At 68.3% G+C, this 14,790-nt stretch carries 13 protein-coding genes; 3 read left to right on the plus strand and 10 right to left on the minus strand.

Annotated elements, in window-relative coordinates:
* Positions 1–8: 8 nt before the first annotated feature.
* From ABT313_RS41485 to ABT313_RS41500, 4 genes are all read right to left on the minus strand, one after another.
* Positions 9–1,712 (minus strand): SulP family inorganic anion transporter, encoded by a 1,704-nt coding sequence (locus ABT313_RS41485; protein ID WP_350866051.1) that lies wholly within the window; start codon positions 1,710–1,712, stop codon positions 9–11.
* Between the two features lie 327 nt (positions 1,713–2,039).
* Positions 2,040–2,300: a hypothetical protein gene (locus ABT313_RS41490; RefSeq protein WP_350866053.1), complete on the minus strand. Its 261-nt coding sequence runs from the start codon at positions 2,298–2,300 to the stop codon at positions 2,040–2,042.
* A gap of 70 nt (positions 2,301–2,370) precedes the next feature.
* Positions 2,371–3,642 (minus strand): cation:proton antiporter, encoded by a 1,272-nt coding sequence (locus tag ABT313_RS41495; protein ID WP_350866055.1) that lies wholly within the window; start codon positions 3,640–3,642, stop codon positions 2,371–2,373.
* A 31-nt stretch (positions 3,643–3,673) separates the two neighbouring features.
* Positions 3,674–6,247: a helix-turn-helix transcriptional regulator gene (locus ABT313_RS41500; RefSeq protein WP_350866057.1), complete on the minus strand. Its 2,574-nt coding sequence runs from the start codon at positions 6,245–6,247 to the stop codon at positions 3,674–3,676.
* Positions 6,248–6,628: 381 nt separating this feature from the next.
* Between ABT313_RS41500 and ABT313_RS41505 the strand changes: the two genes are divergently transcribed.
* Positions 6,629–7,396 (plus strand): hypothetical protein, encoded by a 768-nt coding sequence (locus tag ABT313_RS41505; RefSeq protein ID WP_350866059.1) that lies wholly within the window; start codon positions 6,629–6,631, stop codon positions 7,394–7,396.
* Positions 7,397–7,497: 101 nt separating this feature from the next.
* On the opposite strand, the gene ABT313_RS41510 is transcribed toward ABT313_RS41505, so the two are convergent.
* From ABT313_RS41510 to ABT313_RS41530, 5 genes are all read right to left on the minus strand, one after another.
* The gene (locus ABT313_RS41510) at positions 7,498–7,947 is read right to left on the minus strand and encodes a DUF7144 family membrane protein (RefSeq protein ID WP_350866061.1); all 450 of its coding nucleotides are present in this window, start codon (positions 7,945–7,947) and stop codon (positions 7,498–7,500) included.
* A 123-nt stretch (positions 7,948–8,070) separates the two neighbouring features.
* Positions 8,071–8,724, minus strand: a complete 654-nt coding sequence (locus ABT313_RS41515) for a hypothetical protein (RefSeq protein ID WP_350866063.1) — start codon at positions 8,722–8,724, stop codon at positions 8,071–8,073.
* Positions 8,705–9,529, minus strand: coding sequence for a bestrophin-like domain (locus tag ABT313_RS41520; RefSeq protein WP_350866065.1), 825 nt, complete (start codon positions 9,527–9,529; stop codon positions 8,705–8,707). The genes ABT313_RS41515 and ABT313_RS41520 overlap by 20 nt, the downstream gene beginning before the upstream one ends.
* Positions 9,530–9,561: 32 nt before the next feature.
* Positions 9,562–10,866 (minus strand): hypothetical protein, encoded by a 1,305-nt coding sequence (locus ABT313_RS41525; RefSeq protein ID WP_350866067.1) that lies wholly within the window; start codon positions 10,864–10,866, stop codon positions 9,562–9,564.
* Between the two features lie 88 nt (positions 10,867–10,954).
* Positions 10,955–11,254 carry a hypothetical protein gene (locus ABT313_RS41530; protein ID WP_350866069.1) on the minus strand — a complete coding sequence of 100 codons (300 nt, stop codon included), beginning with the start codon at positions 11,252–11,254 and terminating at the stop codon, positions 10,955–10,957.
* A gap of 187 nt (positions 11,255–11,441) precedes the next feature.
* Between ABT313_RS41530 and ABT313_RS41535 the strand changes: the two genes are divergently transcribed.
* On the plus strand, positions 11,442–11,942 hold the full coding sequence (locus ABT313_RS41535; RefSeq protein ID WP_350866071.1) for a DUF1269 domain-containing protein: 501 nt from the start codon (positions 11,442–11,444) through the stop codon (positions 11,940–11,942).
* Positions 11,943–11,960: 18 nt separating this feature from the next.
* A complete protein-coding gene (locus ABT313_RS41540) occupies positions 11,961–13,814 on the plus strand; it encodes a glycoside hydrolase family 15 protein (RefSeq protein WP_350866073.1) in 1,854 nt (617 codons plus the stop codon).
* Here ABT313_RS41540 and ABT313_RS41545 read toward each other — a convergent pair.
* A complete protein-coding gene (locus ABT313_RS41545; protein WP_350866075.1) occupies positions 13,811–14,788 on the minus strand; it encodes an HAD family hydrolase in 978 nt (325 codons plus the stop codon). The genes ABT313_RS41540 and ABT313_RS41545 overlap by 4 nt on opposite strands.
* Positions 14,789–14,790: the final 2 nt, after the last annotated feature.

The raw sequence follows: 14,790 nt of genomic DNA on the forward strand, positions 1-14,790 counted from the left end.
CTGCCGCCTCAGGCTTTGCCCTGCTCATCCGGTACATCGCCGCGGTGGTTGACTGCCCACGTCTCTGCGTCGTGCAGCGCCAGCCCGGTCGATTCCCCGACCAGCTCGCTGGCCTCGAAGATCTGCACCGGTCCGGATACATCCACCCGGTCGGTACGACGCAGCAGCTCGGCCAGGCCGTGATCCACGCCGCTGAGGTACAGCCGGCCCCCGACCGCCTTCAGAGCAGCAGCGTAATCAGCCAGCACCTTGACGAAGGTCGCGCCGACGGATGTCCGGCCCCGAAGGCGGAGTACGACGGCAGGGGCCTCGGCACCAGCCGGGTCGGGCAAGCGTGCGCCGAGGGTGCGGGAACCCGCATACAGCAGGCTGCCGTACACGTCGAGCACGATGGTCTGGTGGCTGGACAGCCGCTCAGGCGCGGCGTGCTCGATCCACCGGCCGTGGCCCGCGGGCTTCAGTTCGACGACCTTCAGATCCATCGCTCCCTGGTTGAGCTGGAGCAGCAGTGACAGACTCACGCCGATCCCGACGGCGGCGGCGATCGGCAGGAACAACGTCGCGAGGAAGGTCGAGACGATCGCGATCTGCGAGGTCGGGCCGGTGCGCAGGATCGTCGTCAACTCGTGCGGCCGGAGCGAACCGGCGGCCGCGAAGACGAGTACCGCGGCGAGGGTCGGCATCGCAACGAGTCCGACCACGCCGGAGAACGCGGCGAGGATGACCAGCATCCACAGTCCCGAGAAGATCGCCGCCCACCTGGTCTTGCCGCCGACGGCCTGGTTCAGCGCGGTCTGGCCGACCGAACCGCCGACCGGTTGACCGCGGAAGAGACCTGCCGCGAGGCCGCCGACGCCTTGGGCGATGAAGTCCCGGTTCGGGTTCGAGACCGTTCCGTCGCGGTTGGGTGCGGCCTCGGCGACCCCGCTGCCCTGGACGAGAACGATGGCCGCGACGGCCAGCGCCCCGGTCAGCAGCGGAAACGACAGCATGCTGAGGTCGGGGAGATGCGGCAACGGAATACCTTGCGGAATCTCCCCGGCGTCTTCCACCTGTGCCACCGAATCGGCGCCGACGAGCAGCACGATCGACGTCGGGACAACCAGCGCCACCAGTGCGCCCACCGCCCTCAACCTCGTCCGGGACATGAGGACGAGGATCCCGAGCGCCGCCAGCCCGGCCAGCAGGGACGGGACGTCGATCCGGGACGGATGGAGTACGACGTCCACCGCCTTGGCCAGCGGGAATCCTCCGCCGGCCTCCGCGCCGGTGAGGTCGGGGATCTGGCCGAAGAAGATGTTGGCCGCGATCCCGGTCAGGAAGCCGATCATCACCGAGTGCGAGACGAACCGCGTGTAGCGCCCGAACCGGGCGATCCCGGCCGCAATCATCACCAGGCCGGCGATCAGCGTCAGCAGGACGAGTGCCGCCGGCTTGTCCGCAGGATCCACACCACTCAAAGCCGAGCCGGCCGCGAGCGCCGCCGCGGAGGTCGTCGTGATCACCATCAGCCGGGTGCTCGACGTCAGCCCGCCCGCGATCGGTGCAGCGAAACTCGCATAGAGGCCGTGGATCGGGCTCACACCGATCAGTACCGCGGCTGCCATCCCGTCCGGGACGCTGCTGATCGCGCCCGGCAGCCCGGCGACCACGTCGGCGCGCAGGCTCGGTCGCTCCGGCCGGAGGTAACGGAGTACAGGATGTGCGCCCACGCCGGGGTGCCTCCTTCAGACACGCCGAGACTGCTCCTCGAGCCTAGGGACGAGTGATCGCCGGGACCTCATCCCGGCGGGACGACCCGCGCGGACGGGACGAGATCGTCCACCAGGGATGAGGCGCCGCCGTCCGGGCGGACCTAGCCTCGAAAAGGCAGGCGGAGCGTGCGATCACGGACGGGGCACTGATCCGCATCCTGACCGTCGCCGGCTCTTTGCGTCATCCTCTGAGGGGCGGACGGCGCAAAGAGCCAAACCATCGGTGGACCGCAAGATCGCGCGCGCGTCCTGGAAGAAATCGTCCGTCCCCAGTGGAAGAAGCCTTCATTCCGGAGCAAGGCCGCGGGGCTGAGGCGGATCGTCGATCTCCCGACGGCGCGCGGACGCGCTGTCGATGACATCTGCTGCCACGGCATCGACCGAGCGGCCGAGGTAGTCCGCCAACACGGACAGCAGCCGGCGTGCCTCCGCCAGCTCGATCTGGTGATACTCGGCGAGTACGCCACTTGCTTGCTCTCTGAGCGCGGCCTTCTCCACCCTGTCGGCGAGTGAAGGATCGACCTCGTCGCCGGGCTCGGAACCCATTATTTCAAAAGCCCTCTGATTTTCCGTGTCGATGCGGCACTCGCGGGACTACACGGCACCGCCTTCGACTCTACTCCACAACGGCACGTCGTGATCGGGGGCCTGCGTCCTGGGTGTCCTCAGCTTGTTCGAGGTGGACGTAGCGGCGTCCGAGCGGGCCGGCGGTGACACCGTGGAGCACGACGCTGAGGAACACCGTGAGCGCAACGACGGCGACGGCTCGCTCGACCACCGGGATGGTGGGGAGCTGCTCGACTGCCAGCAACGCGAACACCACGGATGCCAGACCGCGCGGACCGAACCATCCCACGAACAGGACGGTCGTCCGGTCGAGCCCGGTGCCAAGCAGAGACAGGGCAACGGGCACCATCCGCACCGCGGTCAGACTCAGGACGGCGTACGCGACGACCGTGATTCCGAAGTTGTGCAGGGCAATCGGTACCAGCGTGGCTCCGAAGAGGAACCAGGCGGCGAGTGCCAGGACTTCACCGAGCAACTCCGGTAGCTCGACGGCGGCGTCGGCGTCGACGGCATCCTGATCCAGTGCGGCTCTGAAGGCGATGCCCGCGACGAACGCTGCGATGAAGCCGTTGCCGCTGAACGCGACGGCGAGGGCGAAGCTGCTGAGGGCGGCCGCAAGTGTGCCGAGCTGACTTGCGTCCGTACCCATCCAGTGCCGTCGCGAGCCGACCGACAGCAGCCAGGCACTCGCTGTCCCGATCACCAGGCCGACGACGAGACCGACAGCGAGTTCGAGCAACGCTCCGCCCCCGCTGTCGTCGCCGCCGCCGTCATGAGCCGCTGAACCGAGTTGGCCCGCGGCGACAGCCAGTGTGAACGTGACGACCGGTGTGACGATGCCGTCGTTGAGTCCGCTTTCCACATTGAGTGCGCGACGCAGCCGCATCGGGATCCGGCGGTCGTTTATCACCTGGGCGCTGAGTGCGGCGTCCGTGGGAGCCAAAGCAGCGCCCACGAAACCGGCAAGTGCCCAGGTGGCATCGGCGAAGAGCCAGGCGGCCAGGAGCGCACCCAGGATCACCGACAGCGGCAGACCGAACGCGAGCAGGCGGCCGGGCAGGCGAATGTCTCGCTTCAGTCGTGAAACGTTGACTCTGGCAGCATCCGAGAACAGGAGCAGCGCCAGCGTCAGCTCCGCGATCAGGTGGATGGAGGGCGTCTCGACATCCACTGTCAGCAGGCCGCTGTCAGGATTCCCCAGCACGTAGCCGGCGACGGTGAAGACAAGCGGGCCGGTGATGTTCAAGCGGGCCAGGAGATCCGAGGTCACTGCCCACACGAGGACGAGCAGCGCGAGTACGGCGAAGGTAGCCTCTGTCACCTCGCACCTCCGGTGACCTGCCCTGAGGACATCAGGTTTCGGGGCGTTGGGGGAGCAGTCCCAGGTCCCACGCCCGCCGTACTGCCTCATTGCGCCGGGAAGCGCTCAGTTTGCGCAGGATGCTCCGCACGTGGCTGCGGACGGTGTTGACCGAGACGTGCATGGTGTTGGCAATCTCTTCGGTGGTCAGTAGCTCGGCGAGGTACTCGAGGACCTCGTGTTCCTTGCTGCTCAAGGTGCTGGTGACAACGGGTTCGTACCGCGTCCGGCTGGATTCGTCTGCCGCGCGGTCGCTTCCCGGTCCCGGCGCTTGGAGCCAGGCGTGGCGCCGCATCAGGTCACTCGTTGGCTGGAGCAACTTTCGTAGTCGTGGTGGCGCGTCCGAGAACGGCCGGCGGAGGTGCTCGGGCGCGGCCAGCCTCAAGGCGCGCTCCACGTCGAGGCCGCTGCGGCGGAAGTCGCCGGTCCTGATCGACTCCGCTGCTTGCACCAGGCACCTTTCGATCTGGGTCTCCAGCGACAGGTCCCGCGGCCTGAGCGCCGACGGCAGGGCAGGACCCTGCTCGCCCGCCTCGATCGCCGCACGTTGCAGCACCAGGATCGATTCGACCTGGTCACGGCCAGGAGAGTCCTCGATGAGGGTGATTGCCTCCCGTGGCAGGTGCTGAGCCACCAGAATCCTCGCCTCGTCCACGACGAGGCACTGTCCGAGCCAGTCGTCGATCCCCGCACCGTAGCTGTCGGTGGCCGCCCTGAGCTCAGCGCGGGCCAGCTCGTCATGTTCGTCGGACCGCAGTACCCGTGCGCGGACCAGAGCCTCGAAGACGGCCAGAACCCGTGCGTCGAACGTCGGTACGGCGTCGCCGGCGCGACGTACCAGATCCCCGGCTGCCGCGAGCTCGCCGCGGTCGGCACACGTCCAGGCCTGGGCCAGGATCGCTGCCCGCGGCTCGTTGAAGTGAGCCGCGGCCTCCGCCAGGGTGGTTGCGTGCACCGCGAACTCGCCGGCCCTACGCAGGTGTCCCCACACCGCCTCCACCAGCGAGGCCATCCCCATCACGTCGGCCAAGGCGTCGTCCAGACCGGCTTCGTCGGCGATCGCGATCGCCTCGGAGAACGCCTCCGCGGCTCCCGGAAGATCCCCGCGCTCGAGCAGAACTCTGCCCTTGCATCCGGCCAGGAGCAGCTGCACCTCCGGATGCGGGTCGCTGGATCCCACCGCTGCCGCTTCGAGGGCCGCGTCGGCGGCGAGCGTGGCGTCCAGCGCCGTGGCGGCATCCGCCTCGAGACTCGTACAGATCGCCTGCAGCACGGCGATCGCCAGGTCGTAGGAGTGCGTCGGAGACGGGCCGTCCCGGTCCAGGCTGGTTCGGGCCTTCCGCAGTTCCGCGGCGCACCGGTCGATATCGAACTCTGCGAGCGCTCGGACGGATCGGACCACCGCGGGCCCGGCTCCGTCCAGGTCGTCGGGAAGGTCGGCGACCAACCCTGGCAGCAGCTCCCGCCGGCGCCCGACAAGTAGCTTCGCGAAGTCGAGATCCTCCACCAGATACTGTGCTGCGTCGCCCCATTCTCCGGCCGTGATGGCGTGGCGGACCGCTGTCAGCCGGTGTCCGTTCTCCGCGTACCAGTTCGCGGCGGTCCGGTGCAGCTCGGGGACCAGAGCCGGTCGCTCGAACAGCAGTTGAGCCTGCAGGAATTCACGGAAGAGTGACTGGTAGCTGTAGCAGTCGTCGGTCCCGGGAACCTGCTGGATGAACGCGTTCCCGTGCGACATGAACTCGAACGACCGGCGATCGCAGACGCGATTCGTCAGCGCCTCGGCCAACGCGGGCCAGAGCTTGTCGACGATGCAGGTCCGGAGCAGGAACTCGCGCTGCGCAGCCGGCTGAGCCTGGAGCACCTCGGTCATCAGGAACGCCGACACGTTCCCCACATCACCCCGGAACGCCCGGATGGCCTGGGCGGTGTCAGCCGTCCCGGCAAGGCTCATGGCCGCGAACGCCAGGCCTGCCGGCCAGCCATCGGTCCTGGTCCACAGTTCTGCCACCTCGGCCGGCTCGAGGTCGAGGTTCTCGCGCCGCATCAGACCGGTGGCCTCCTTCATCGTGAAGGCGAGGTCGGTGGCACGAATCTCGGTCAAGGTGCCGGCCAGCCGATAACGGTGCAGCGGCAGGGGCGGGTCCGTGCGGGTCAGCAGGACGATCCGTACACTCGCGGCATTGCCGCGGATGATGCGGTTGAGGCTGTTGCCGAGCTCCGGGGTGAGACAGAGGTCGCCGCAGTCGACCACGACGACCAGGGCGGCCTCTCCGGCAAGGGCGGCGCTGCGATGGAGACGGTCGAGTTCGGACTGCAGCGAGGCTGCGGACTGTTCGTCGGCGGCGTCCACACAGATGTGCTTGACCGGGCCGGCCCAGGTGCCGAGCGCCTCCCACGAGACCAGCAGCACCGTCTTTCCGAAGCCTGCGGGCGCACTGACCAGCGTCAGCGGCCGCCGTATTCCTTGACTCACCAGCTCCAGAAGACGCTGCCGGACGATCGTCCTCCTGAGCATCGCCGGCGGGCCGGGCAGCGCCCTCTGCTCCTGGTCGCGAACCGGCATCAAGCGACGTCGGCGCCTTTCGTCTGCCTGCTGGCTCCCCGGCGTACCTCGACCCGGCATCTCGCCCCCCGGCGTTATTGGCTCCAACGACTGTTCGGCGGGGTCGTGAACGATGCTTCCGCCCCGGATTCCGGCTCGGGGCGTCACTGATCCGTCGGACCTGCTCATGCTGCCCCATGAGCGGCGACGGCATCTCACCCTTCAGGGATGAGGCGTCGTCCGGCCTCGCCGGTGCCGGTCGTATCACCGCTCGTGTTCGCACGCCCGTCAGCCGTCTCACCCCGGCAGGAGGAGGCGAGAATCGGTCCGTCCCCTGCATGCTGACACTCTGAGCTCGGTGGCGGAAGATGCGATCGAGAACCGGGGCAAAGGACTGAGAACGTGAGCGAGATGATGCGGTCATCCGGCGCCGATGGATCCGATCCCGGCGCGTTCCGCGGTCGGGGCCGAACTGTCCGGATCTGGTGCGTCTACCTGGCTGTGACAGCGGGCGTCGTCTGTGCGATCGCCCACTGGGGTCTGGTGCGCGTGCTCATCAGTGTCGTCGTTCTCGCGATGGTGGCAATAGTCCTGGTCTCGTCCGCCTGGGACGGGCCCGGGCGGCCCACGGCGTCCAGGATCATTCAGGGCACGTTCGCCACCGCGCTGGTCCTGGCGGCCGCCGCAGGCCTGATTGCCGTCCTGGGGCTGGCCGGCATCCTGATCGTGCTGGCGCTGGCGGCGACCACGCCGGCCGTCACCTCACGCATCCGGTCGCGACGGCGCGTGCAGGGGGACCCCGGGGTCGTACGGCCGGAGCCGGCGCCACCCCGCGACCGGACGAAACACCGCGACCGGACGAAACACCGCGACGCGACACCCCGCGACCCGGCGCCGTCGCACGCCGATGCCCCTGAGGTCGCGCCGGCACGAGAGCTCAGTTCCCTCCACGACGTGGAGTTGTGCCTGCTCTGGCGGCAAAGCTTCCTGTTGCTGGAGACCGCGACGACACCCGCGCGGCGCCAGGCCGTCGTCGAACAGCGGCAGCTGTACCTCGACGAGCTCAACCGGCGATCCCCGGAAGGGTTCGCGGCCTGGCTCGCCTCCGGCGCACGAGCGTCCGGCAACCCGTTCCCGTACGTCGACGACAGCCGGCGCCGAGCAGGCTGATTCCAGGACCGCCCGCACGCAGTGCACCGGCCCGCTCGTGGATCTCGAGCGGGCCGGTGCCGGTTCCGGGTGGCTTCAGCGCACATCGCCTTCCGTACCGGTCACGTCATCACATCTTTGACATCGCGCCCGTGCACGGCCAGCGCCCAGATCACGAAGATGTCGACGGCGATGATGGTCAGTGCCCAGAACGGGTAGTACGGGATGAACGTGAAGTTGGCGATCGCGCTCAGGACAGCCAGGATGATGCCGACGACCCGCGCCCAGGTCTGGCCCGCCATGATCGCGAAACCTGCCACCATCACCAGGATGCCGACCAGCAGGTGGATCCAGCCCCACGTGGTGGCGTCGAACTGGAACAGGTAGTTGCGGGTGGCGACGTAGAATTCGTTCTGGAAGAGCGCCACCAGGCCGGAGAAGGCGTGGAAGCCGCCGGCCATGACCATCATGATGCCGGCGAACAGGGTGAATCCGACCGCCCAGCCGCTGACCTCGTGTTCCTCGCTCGCTTTGTCGTAGTGCGATGCTGCTGCCCCTTGTGCCACTGTCATTCACTCCCTTGTGCCACGTCGTGATCGGACCGTTCCGCCACGGCGGAGGATGGCACCAGGCTGTCGAATCGCCCCGGCGGCGGCATCATCCTCAGGGGACGAGCCAGGCCGGGGCCGCTGAGCTCAGATCTGGACGCTGACCGGGAAGGTCGCGATCCAGGCGATCGCGATGACGAAGACGAGGCAGCCGATCCCGATGAGGATCCAGCGCGCGCGGCGGCCGGCGACCTTGGTGCTCATCCCGGCGAAGAACAGGACCACGGCGTACAGGACGACCGTGAGCACATAGTTACTGACTGTCTGCAGGTCGCGCAGCACCACGACCGTGGCGGCGTCGGCGGCCGCGTCGAGCCGCTCGGCCTCTTTTCGCGACGCGAGCCGGTACTGCGGCATCGCGAACGGCGTCGGCGGCGCAGCCGGGTTGGTGGCCGGCCGGGTCGCCATCCAGGCGTCGAACGCGGGCCGGAACTCCGTGCGGAAGCGATGCGAGTAGAAGTCGGCGACCTCGGTCTCACCCCGGCGGTCGGCGTCTGCCCAGGCGATGAACGTGGCGACGTCCACCTGGCTCTGGGACTGGGCCTGGCCCTGGGCCCGGGCAGCGTCGATCCTGATCGCGTTGATGCGGCCGGCGACCTTTGCCTGCTCGCCGGTCCACCTGGTCGCCTGGTAGCTGCTCCACGAGGTGCCGAGGGCGGCGACCACCAGCAGGACGGTGACGATCACCTCCTGCCAGGTGCGGCCGCTCCCGGGCCGCTCGTCAGCGCCGGCTGCCGTCATCTGCGCACGGAAGGGTCACGTCGAGCCCGACCAGCTTGGTCTGGGAGTCGATCAGGCCGATGGTTCGTTCCATCGCTGTCGGCTGCAGCCTGCCCACGCCGTCGCCGTGCGGATGGTCGAAGAACACCAGCAGGAACAGCAGGAGGGTGATGACCACCGTCACGCTGCCCATCAAGATCCCCTGCGTCAGCGCCCGCTCGCCCGGGTCGGCGAAGAACAGCAGGTACACGAAGATGACCACCGAGATCACCGACAGGACCAGCCACACGGGCGCCGGGATGATCCCCTCCGCACCGTGGATCCGGTCGATGCGCGCCTGCTCCCGGGCGGCGGTCTGATCCATCCAGCGGTCGTACGCCGACTGCTCGGCCGGAGTTTGCGGATCGACGGTCGAGATCGTCCGGAACATCTCCACGCCCCACGGATTGACCGAATTGCCCAGCGTGCCGGTGTTCAGCGAGTTCCACTCGATCCCGGCCACGGATCGCGCGTAGCAGGTCAGCTCGGCGGTGAGCTCCGACCGGGCCTTGCCGGGCATGAACTGGGCCGTCTGGAGCTGCTGCGCCACGATCGTCGCCTCCGACTCGGCGCCGGCCCGCGACTGGTCGTACGACGTGAACGACAAGAAGATGATGAAACCGAGCAGCACGGAGAACCCGGTGGCCAGCACGCCGAAGACACCCGAGGCGCGGTCACCGTCAGTGAAGTAGCTGCCCTCCGGCGCCCGCCTGCGCACGAGGAGCATTGCAGTGACGGTGACCGCTGTCGACAGGACCATGACCAGAGCGGCCCAGACGATGTTCATGCGCGCCTGCCTGCCGCCGCTGTCACAGCCGGCTAGTTCGCGGTCCCGGCAACGGCTTCGGCCGGAGGGACGGGACGGGAGGCGGCCGAAGCCCGGCCGGCGCCGACCAGGAGCTGCACCACCACCAGGAGCAGGGCCACGAGCGCGAGCGACCAGAACAGCCTGCCCTGTGAGACGTTGTTACCCCAGAACAGTACGACGGCGCCCAGCAGGCCGATGACCACCCGTAACCACCGCGCGTTGGCCGCAACCCAGCGGCCCGCGGTGCCGACCGGGCCGTTCGACAGGGCTGCGCCGATACCTTCCAGACCGTCGCGGACGGCAGTACGTACGGCGGTACCGGACTTGTTGGGTCCTGCGAACCAGCCGATGACCACGATCACCAGGCCCAGCCGGAAGAACACCTGCCGGCCACGCTCGAGATAGGACAGCAGCTGGTCGTAGAAGACTGCGGCCGCCGTACTGAACGTCGTACCGGACAGGGCGTCGATGAACAGCTGCCGTCCGACGGTCAGCGCCAGCGCGATCAGCAACGCGTTCGCCGCCATCAGCACCCCGATGATCACCGTCGTGCGCGGCCGCCGGCGCGAGAGCAGCAGGGCCAGCAGATAGAGCCCGGCCACCACCACGATGAGCCACTGGGCCACGGGGTTCGCGAACGCGTAGATCGTCCGGAGCTGCTTGACCTGCGGTGCTTCCATCAGCACGATCTGCTTGTCGACGTCGGGGATAGGGACGTTCTGCACGATCGTGAGGCCCCGATCGACCAGGCGTTGCTTGACCTGGTCGATGACCTGGGAGACATCGAGGACGATCTGTTCACCCTGCAGTGAGACGGCTCCGGTCTGATCACCCTTCAGCACCCGCTGGAGGGTCTGCTGGGCTCTGGTGTTGGCGGCAGTCCAGAGGTCGGCGAACGCGTCCGAGGCGATGAACTCCCGGACCTGCCGTTCGATCAGGCTGTTGATCGCGCCGGACAGCGGCCCGACCAGTCGCTGCAGCCGCGGACGGTCGGTGATGACACCGGAGAACACGTCGTTGAGCAGCGCCTCGATGTCGACCTGGTCCTGGATCGTGTCGGTGACCTTCGTGGCGATGGCGTCCTGCACCTCCGGCGAGTTCACCAGCGGGCCGACGGTGTTGACGTAGCGCGTGGTGTCGTTCAGCGTGCGCTGTCCCCAGTAGGCGATCGCCGCCGGTGTGGTCAGCAACGCCGCCAGCACCAGGCAGACGATCACCGCGGCCGACCGCCCCTTCGACGGCCGCTTCACGTCGGCCGTCCCGGCCGGCACGCCGGCTTCCGCACGACCGGACAGCGTGGGGTCTGGAACAGCCATGCCGCGCCTCCTCGCCGCTCGGGCTAGGGGATCGATCGTCTCCGCCCCGGCCGAACAGAACCTCACCCTTCATGGATGAACCTCGGCGTCAGGCCTGGACGCCGCCCGGGTAGCCCGGGGCCTGGCGCCGCTGGGTCCAGCCGGCACCCCAATGGACGAGGTCGAGGAATCCGGCGAAGACGACCCAGAACCAGTCGAAGCCGGACAGGCCGCCTCCGGTGTAGAGGACGACGTACATCAGCGTCGCGAACGGAAGGAAGATGATGCCGAGCAGCGGCCAGATCCACGTGTCGAAGGCGGCATCCACCAGTTTGGGGCGCGCCACCCAGACGATCAGCAGTCCCAGGCGCGGAAAGAGCCCGGCAAACAAGGCGAAGAAGCACCCCATGTCATTCCCTTCGCGCGCTCGGGTCGCCCCTGATGGCGACAGCCGACTTGGATCGTTGCGCGACCGCGGATCGTGAGCATCATCCGCCCGGGGTGAGGCTTTCCACCCGGAGTCGCGGCGAGGGTGAGGGCGAGAAAGTACGTCGGACCGCGCGCGGTCGCGGTCGCCCGATCCAGAGGAGAGACCCGTGGGATCTGACAGTAAGGCTCCAGTCTGTCTGTACATCGCCGCGTATTCGGAGGCAGGGGCAGCACAGGGTGACTGGGACGCCATCAAGCAGGCCGCTTCGGACGACGTGATCAAGGTCGAGGGGCTCGTCCTCGTCAGCCGCGACTCCGACGGCAAGATCCATGTCGACGACGATTTCCACACGGCCAGGAAGGGTGCGATGTGGGGAGCGGTCGGGGGTGCGGTCGTCGGGCTGATCTTCCCGCCGAGCCTGTTGGCGGGGGCAGCCTTGGGTGCGGGTGCCGGACTCGGTATCGGCGGCCTGAAGTCGCACCGGGAGAAGAAGGCGATCAAGGCCGACGTCGAAGACGCCCTGCCGCCCGACAGTTCGGGCATCGTCGCGCTCTTCGAAGCGACGTGGATCACGGATGTGGACAAGGCGCTGTCGCATGCCGCGAAGGTCACCAAGGAGGAGGTCGACGCGGACAGTGCCGAGGAGGTCAAGAAGGCCGCCGAGTAGTCGTGGGGGAGTGCCGCCGTGAAGGACTATCCGTTGATCGCGGACCACGGGTTGATCGGGGATCTGCAGACCGCCGCCCTGGTCAGTACCGACGGCTCGATCGACTGGTTCTGCGCGCCCCGTTTCGACTCGCCCAGCGTGTTCGGGGCGCTGCTGGATCATGAGAACGGCGGCCACCTGCGGATCCGTCCGGCGTACGGCACCTTCGAGACCAAGCAGTTGTACTTCCCGGACACGGCGATCCTGATCACCAGGTTCCTGACCGAGGCCGGTGTCGGTGAGGTGATCGACTTCATGCCAGCGACCAGCAGTACGCACGCGACCCGGAACCACCGGATCGTGCGGCTGCTGCGCTGTGTCCGCGGCCGGATGACGTTCGACCTCGACATCGCGCCGCGGTTCGACTACGGGCGCAAGCCGCATCAGTGGCACGCGACCGAGCACGGCGGGGTGTGCACGAGCGAGGACTCGGCGCTGACCTTCCACGTCGTACGGGAGCCCGACGACGCACGCCTCGTCGAACCCCGGGTGGGCGACACCGGCGACCTGCAGTTCTCGTTGACCCTCGAGGCCGGGCAACTGCGCGGGCTGATGCTCGAGACGGCGGCCGACGGGCCGCCGCGGGAGATCCGCGTCGCCGAGGCACAGCAACTGCTGGACGACACGGCCGCCTTCTGGCGGACCTGGCTGGCGCAGTCGACGTACACAGGTCGCTGGCGCGAGATGCTCCAGCGTTCGGCGATCACATTGAAGCTGATGACGTACGCACCCAGCGGCGGGCTGGTGGCCGCGCCGACGGCTGCGCTGCCGGAGCAGATCGGCGGCGAGCGGAACTGGGACTACCGCTACACCTGGATCCGGGACGCCTCCTTCTCCATCAGTGCCCTGCTTCGGATGGGGTTCACCGAGGAGGCCGCGGCCTTCAGCGGCTGGCTGCGGGATCGCGTGCAGGACACAGCGGGTGGGGCCGGGCCGTTGAACATCATGTACCGCGTCGACGGCTCGTCCGACCTCACCGAGGAGACACTCGAGCACTGGGAGGGGTACCGCGGATCCCGCCCGGTGCACATCGGCAACGGCGCCGCTAGCCAGTTGCAGCTGGACATCTATGGCGAAGCGCTGGACAGCATGTACTGCGGCGACCAGCGGGGGCTCACCATGGGCCACGAGGGCTGGGTCGCGGTCCGGGACCTGCTCGACTGGCTCACCGACAACTGGGACCAGCCCGAGGAGGGCATCTGGGAGACCCGGGGCGGGCGTAAGGACTTCACCTATGGCCGGGTGATGTGCTGGACCGCGTTCGACCGGGCGATCCGGCTCGCCGCCGCCCGGTCGCGGCCGGCTCCGCTGGACCGGTGGATCAGCGCCCGGGATGCGATCTATGACCAGGTCATGGCGCGCGGCTTCGATACCGAGCGCGGCGCCTTCGTGCAGCAGTACGGCAGCAAGGTGCTCGACTCGTCGCTACTGCGGATGCCCACCGTCGGGTTCGTCGCGCCACAGGATCCGCAGTGGCTGTCGACCTTGCGGGCGATGGACTCCGAGCTGGTCACCGACAGCCTCGTCTACCGCTACAACCCCGAGGCGTCGCCGGACGGCCTCCGCGGGTCGGAGGGCACGTTCTCACTGTGCACGTTCATGTACGTCAACGCGCTCGGCAAGGCCGGCAGGCTCGAGGAGGCACGACTCACCTTCGAGAAGATGCTCACCTACGCCAACCACCTCGGCCTGTACTCCGAGGAGATCGCGCTGACCGGCGAGCAGATCGGCAACTTCCCGCAGGCGTTCACCCATCTCGCCCTGATCGACGCGGCCATGACCCTGGACGCCCAGCTCGACCCGCGAACAGCTTCGGTGAACCGGAGCTTCTAGCCGTCCCGGACGCTGTCGGCGAAGACGGTCGCCCAGTCGTGCTTGATGCTGACCGTCGTCCAGCCCTCGGTGCGGGCCTGCTCGAGTGACGCCTCCGCCCCGGCGGTGTAGCCGAACTCGCGTTCCTCGTCGTCGTGCAGGATCAGCAGCCGGAGCCCGGGACGCGACGGATGCCCGGTGTAGCTGAGCATCGGGACGTCGCCGTTGGAGTTGCCGCCGGCAACGACCGGTCGGCGGCCGGTCCGGCTCCAGATCCGTACCGGTTTCATCGGCCCGTCGTCGAAGCCGTCCATCTTCGCCTGGTAGACGACCGAGCCTCCGGTGTCGTCATCGCGGTACCGGAGCCCGGCCGAGCTGCCGATGATGCGCTCGGCCGGGATGCCGTACGCCTCCTCGGCGATCGCTCGCATGAAGTCGCGATCGCCTCCGGACGCGATGTACGTCGTGAACCCGTTGGCCTCCAGGTAACGCAACAGTTCGACCATCGGGAGGTAGGTGCACTCCCGGAGCAGCCGACCGAGCGTCGGATGCGGCGTCGTCCGGAGGAAGCGCTCGGCGATCTCCGCGTAGGTGTCGACGCTCATGCCGGCGAACGTCCGGAGGACGCCGTCCAGGAGCACGGCCAGACCGCTGTCGTCACCCTGGTAGTGCTTGGTGATGACCTCCCCGAGCCAGGCGTAGTCCTTGTCCCGGGCGGCCTGCCACGGCTGCTGTGCGCGAAGGCTCGAATCCCGTTCGGCCGCCTCGGCGAGTTGCTGCAGGATGAAGCCGAGCTCGACCGGCATCGGCTTCTCGCACCACAGCGTGCCGTCGTTGTCGAACACCGCGATCCGCTCGGAGGGCGGGACGTACTGCGCTCCGCCCTCCCGCACGGCCCGGTCGACGTAGTCCACGATCGCCTGCCGTGCCGGGGTGTCCTGCCAGGACGACAGCAGGACGTCCGGCCGCACGGCTGCTTCGTTATCCGTCGTCACGG

The sequence above is a fragment of the Kribbella sp. NPDC000426 genome, from assembly GCF_040300265.1.
In the GTDB taxonomy this organism is placed as follows: domain Bacteria; phylum Actinomycetota; class Actinomycetes; order Propionibacteriales; family Kribbellaceae; genus Kribbella.

Excerpts from the sequence above, each read along its gene's own strand:
- ABT313_RS41490 (WP_350866053.1), bottom strand. The coding sequence starts at position 2,300 with ATGGGTTCCGAGCCCGGCGACGAGGTCGATCCTTCACTCGCCGACAGG.
- ABT313_RS41500 (WP_350866057.1), bottom strand. The coding sequence starts at position 6,247 with ATGCCGGTTCGCGACCAGGAGCAGAGGGCGCTGCCCGGCCCGCCGGCG.
- ABT313_RS41510 (WP_350866061.1), bottom strand. The coding sequence starts at position 7,947 with ATGACAGTGGCACAAGGGGCAGCAGCATCGCACTACGACAAAGCGAGC.
- ABT313_RS41515 (WP_350866063.1), bottom strand. The coding sequence starts at position 8,724 with ATGACGGCAGCCGGCGCTGACGAGCGGCCCGGGAGCGGCCGCACCTGG.
- ABT313_RS41520 (WP_350866065.1), bottom strand. The coding sequence starts at position 9,529 with ATGAACATCGTCTGGGCCGCTCTGGTCATGGTCCTGTCGACAGCGGTC.
- ABT313_RS41525 (WP_350866067.1), bottom strand. The coding sequence starts at position 10,866 with ATGGCTGTTCCAGACCCCACGCTGTCCGGTCGTGCGGAAGCCGGCGTG.
- ABT313_RS41530 (WP_350866069.1), bottom strand. The coding sequence starts at position 11,254 with ATGGGGTGCTTCTTCGCCTTGTTTGCCGGGCTCTTTCCGCGCCTGGGA.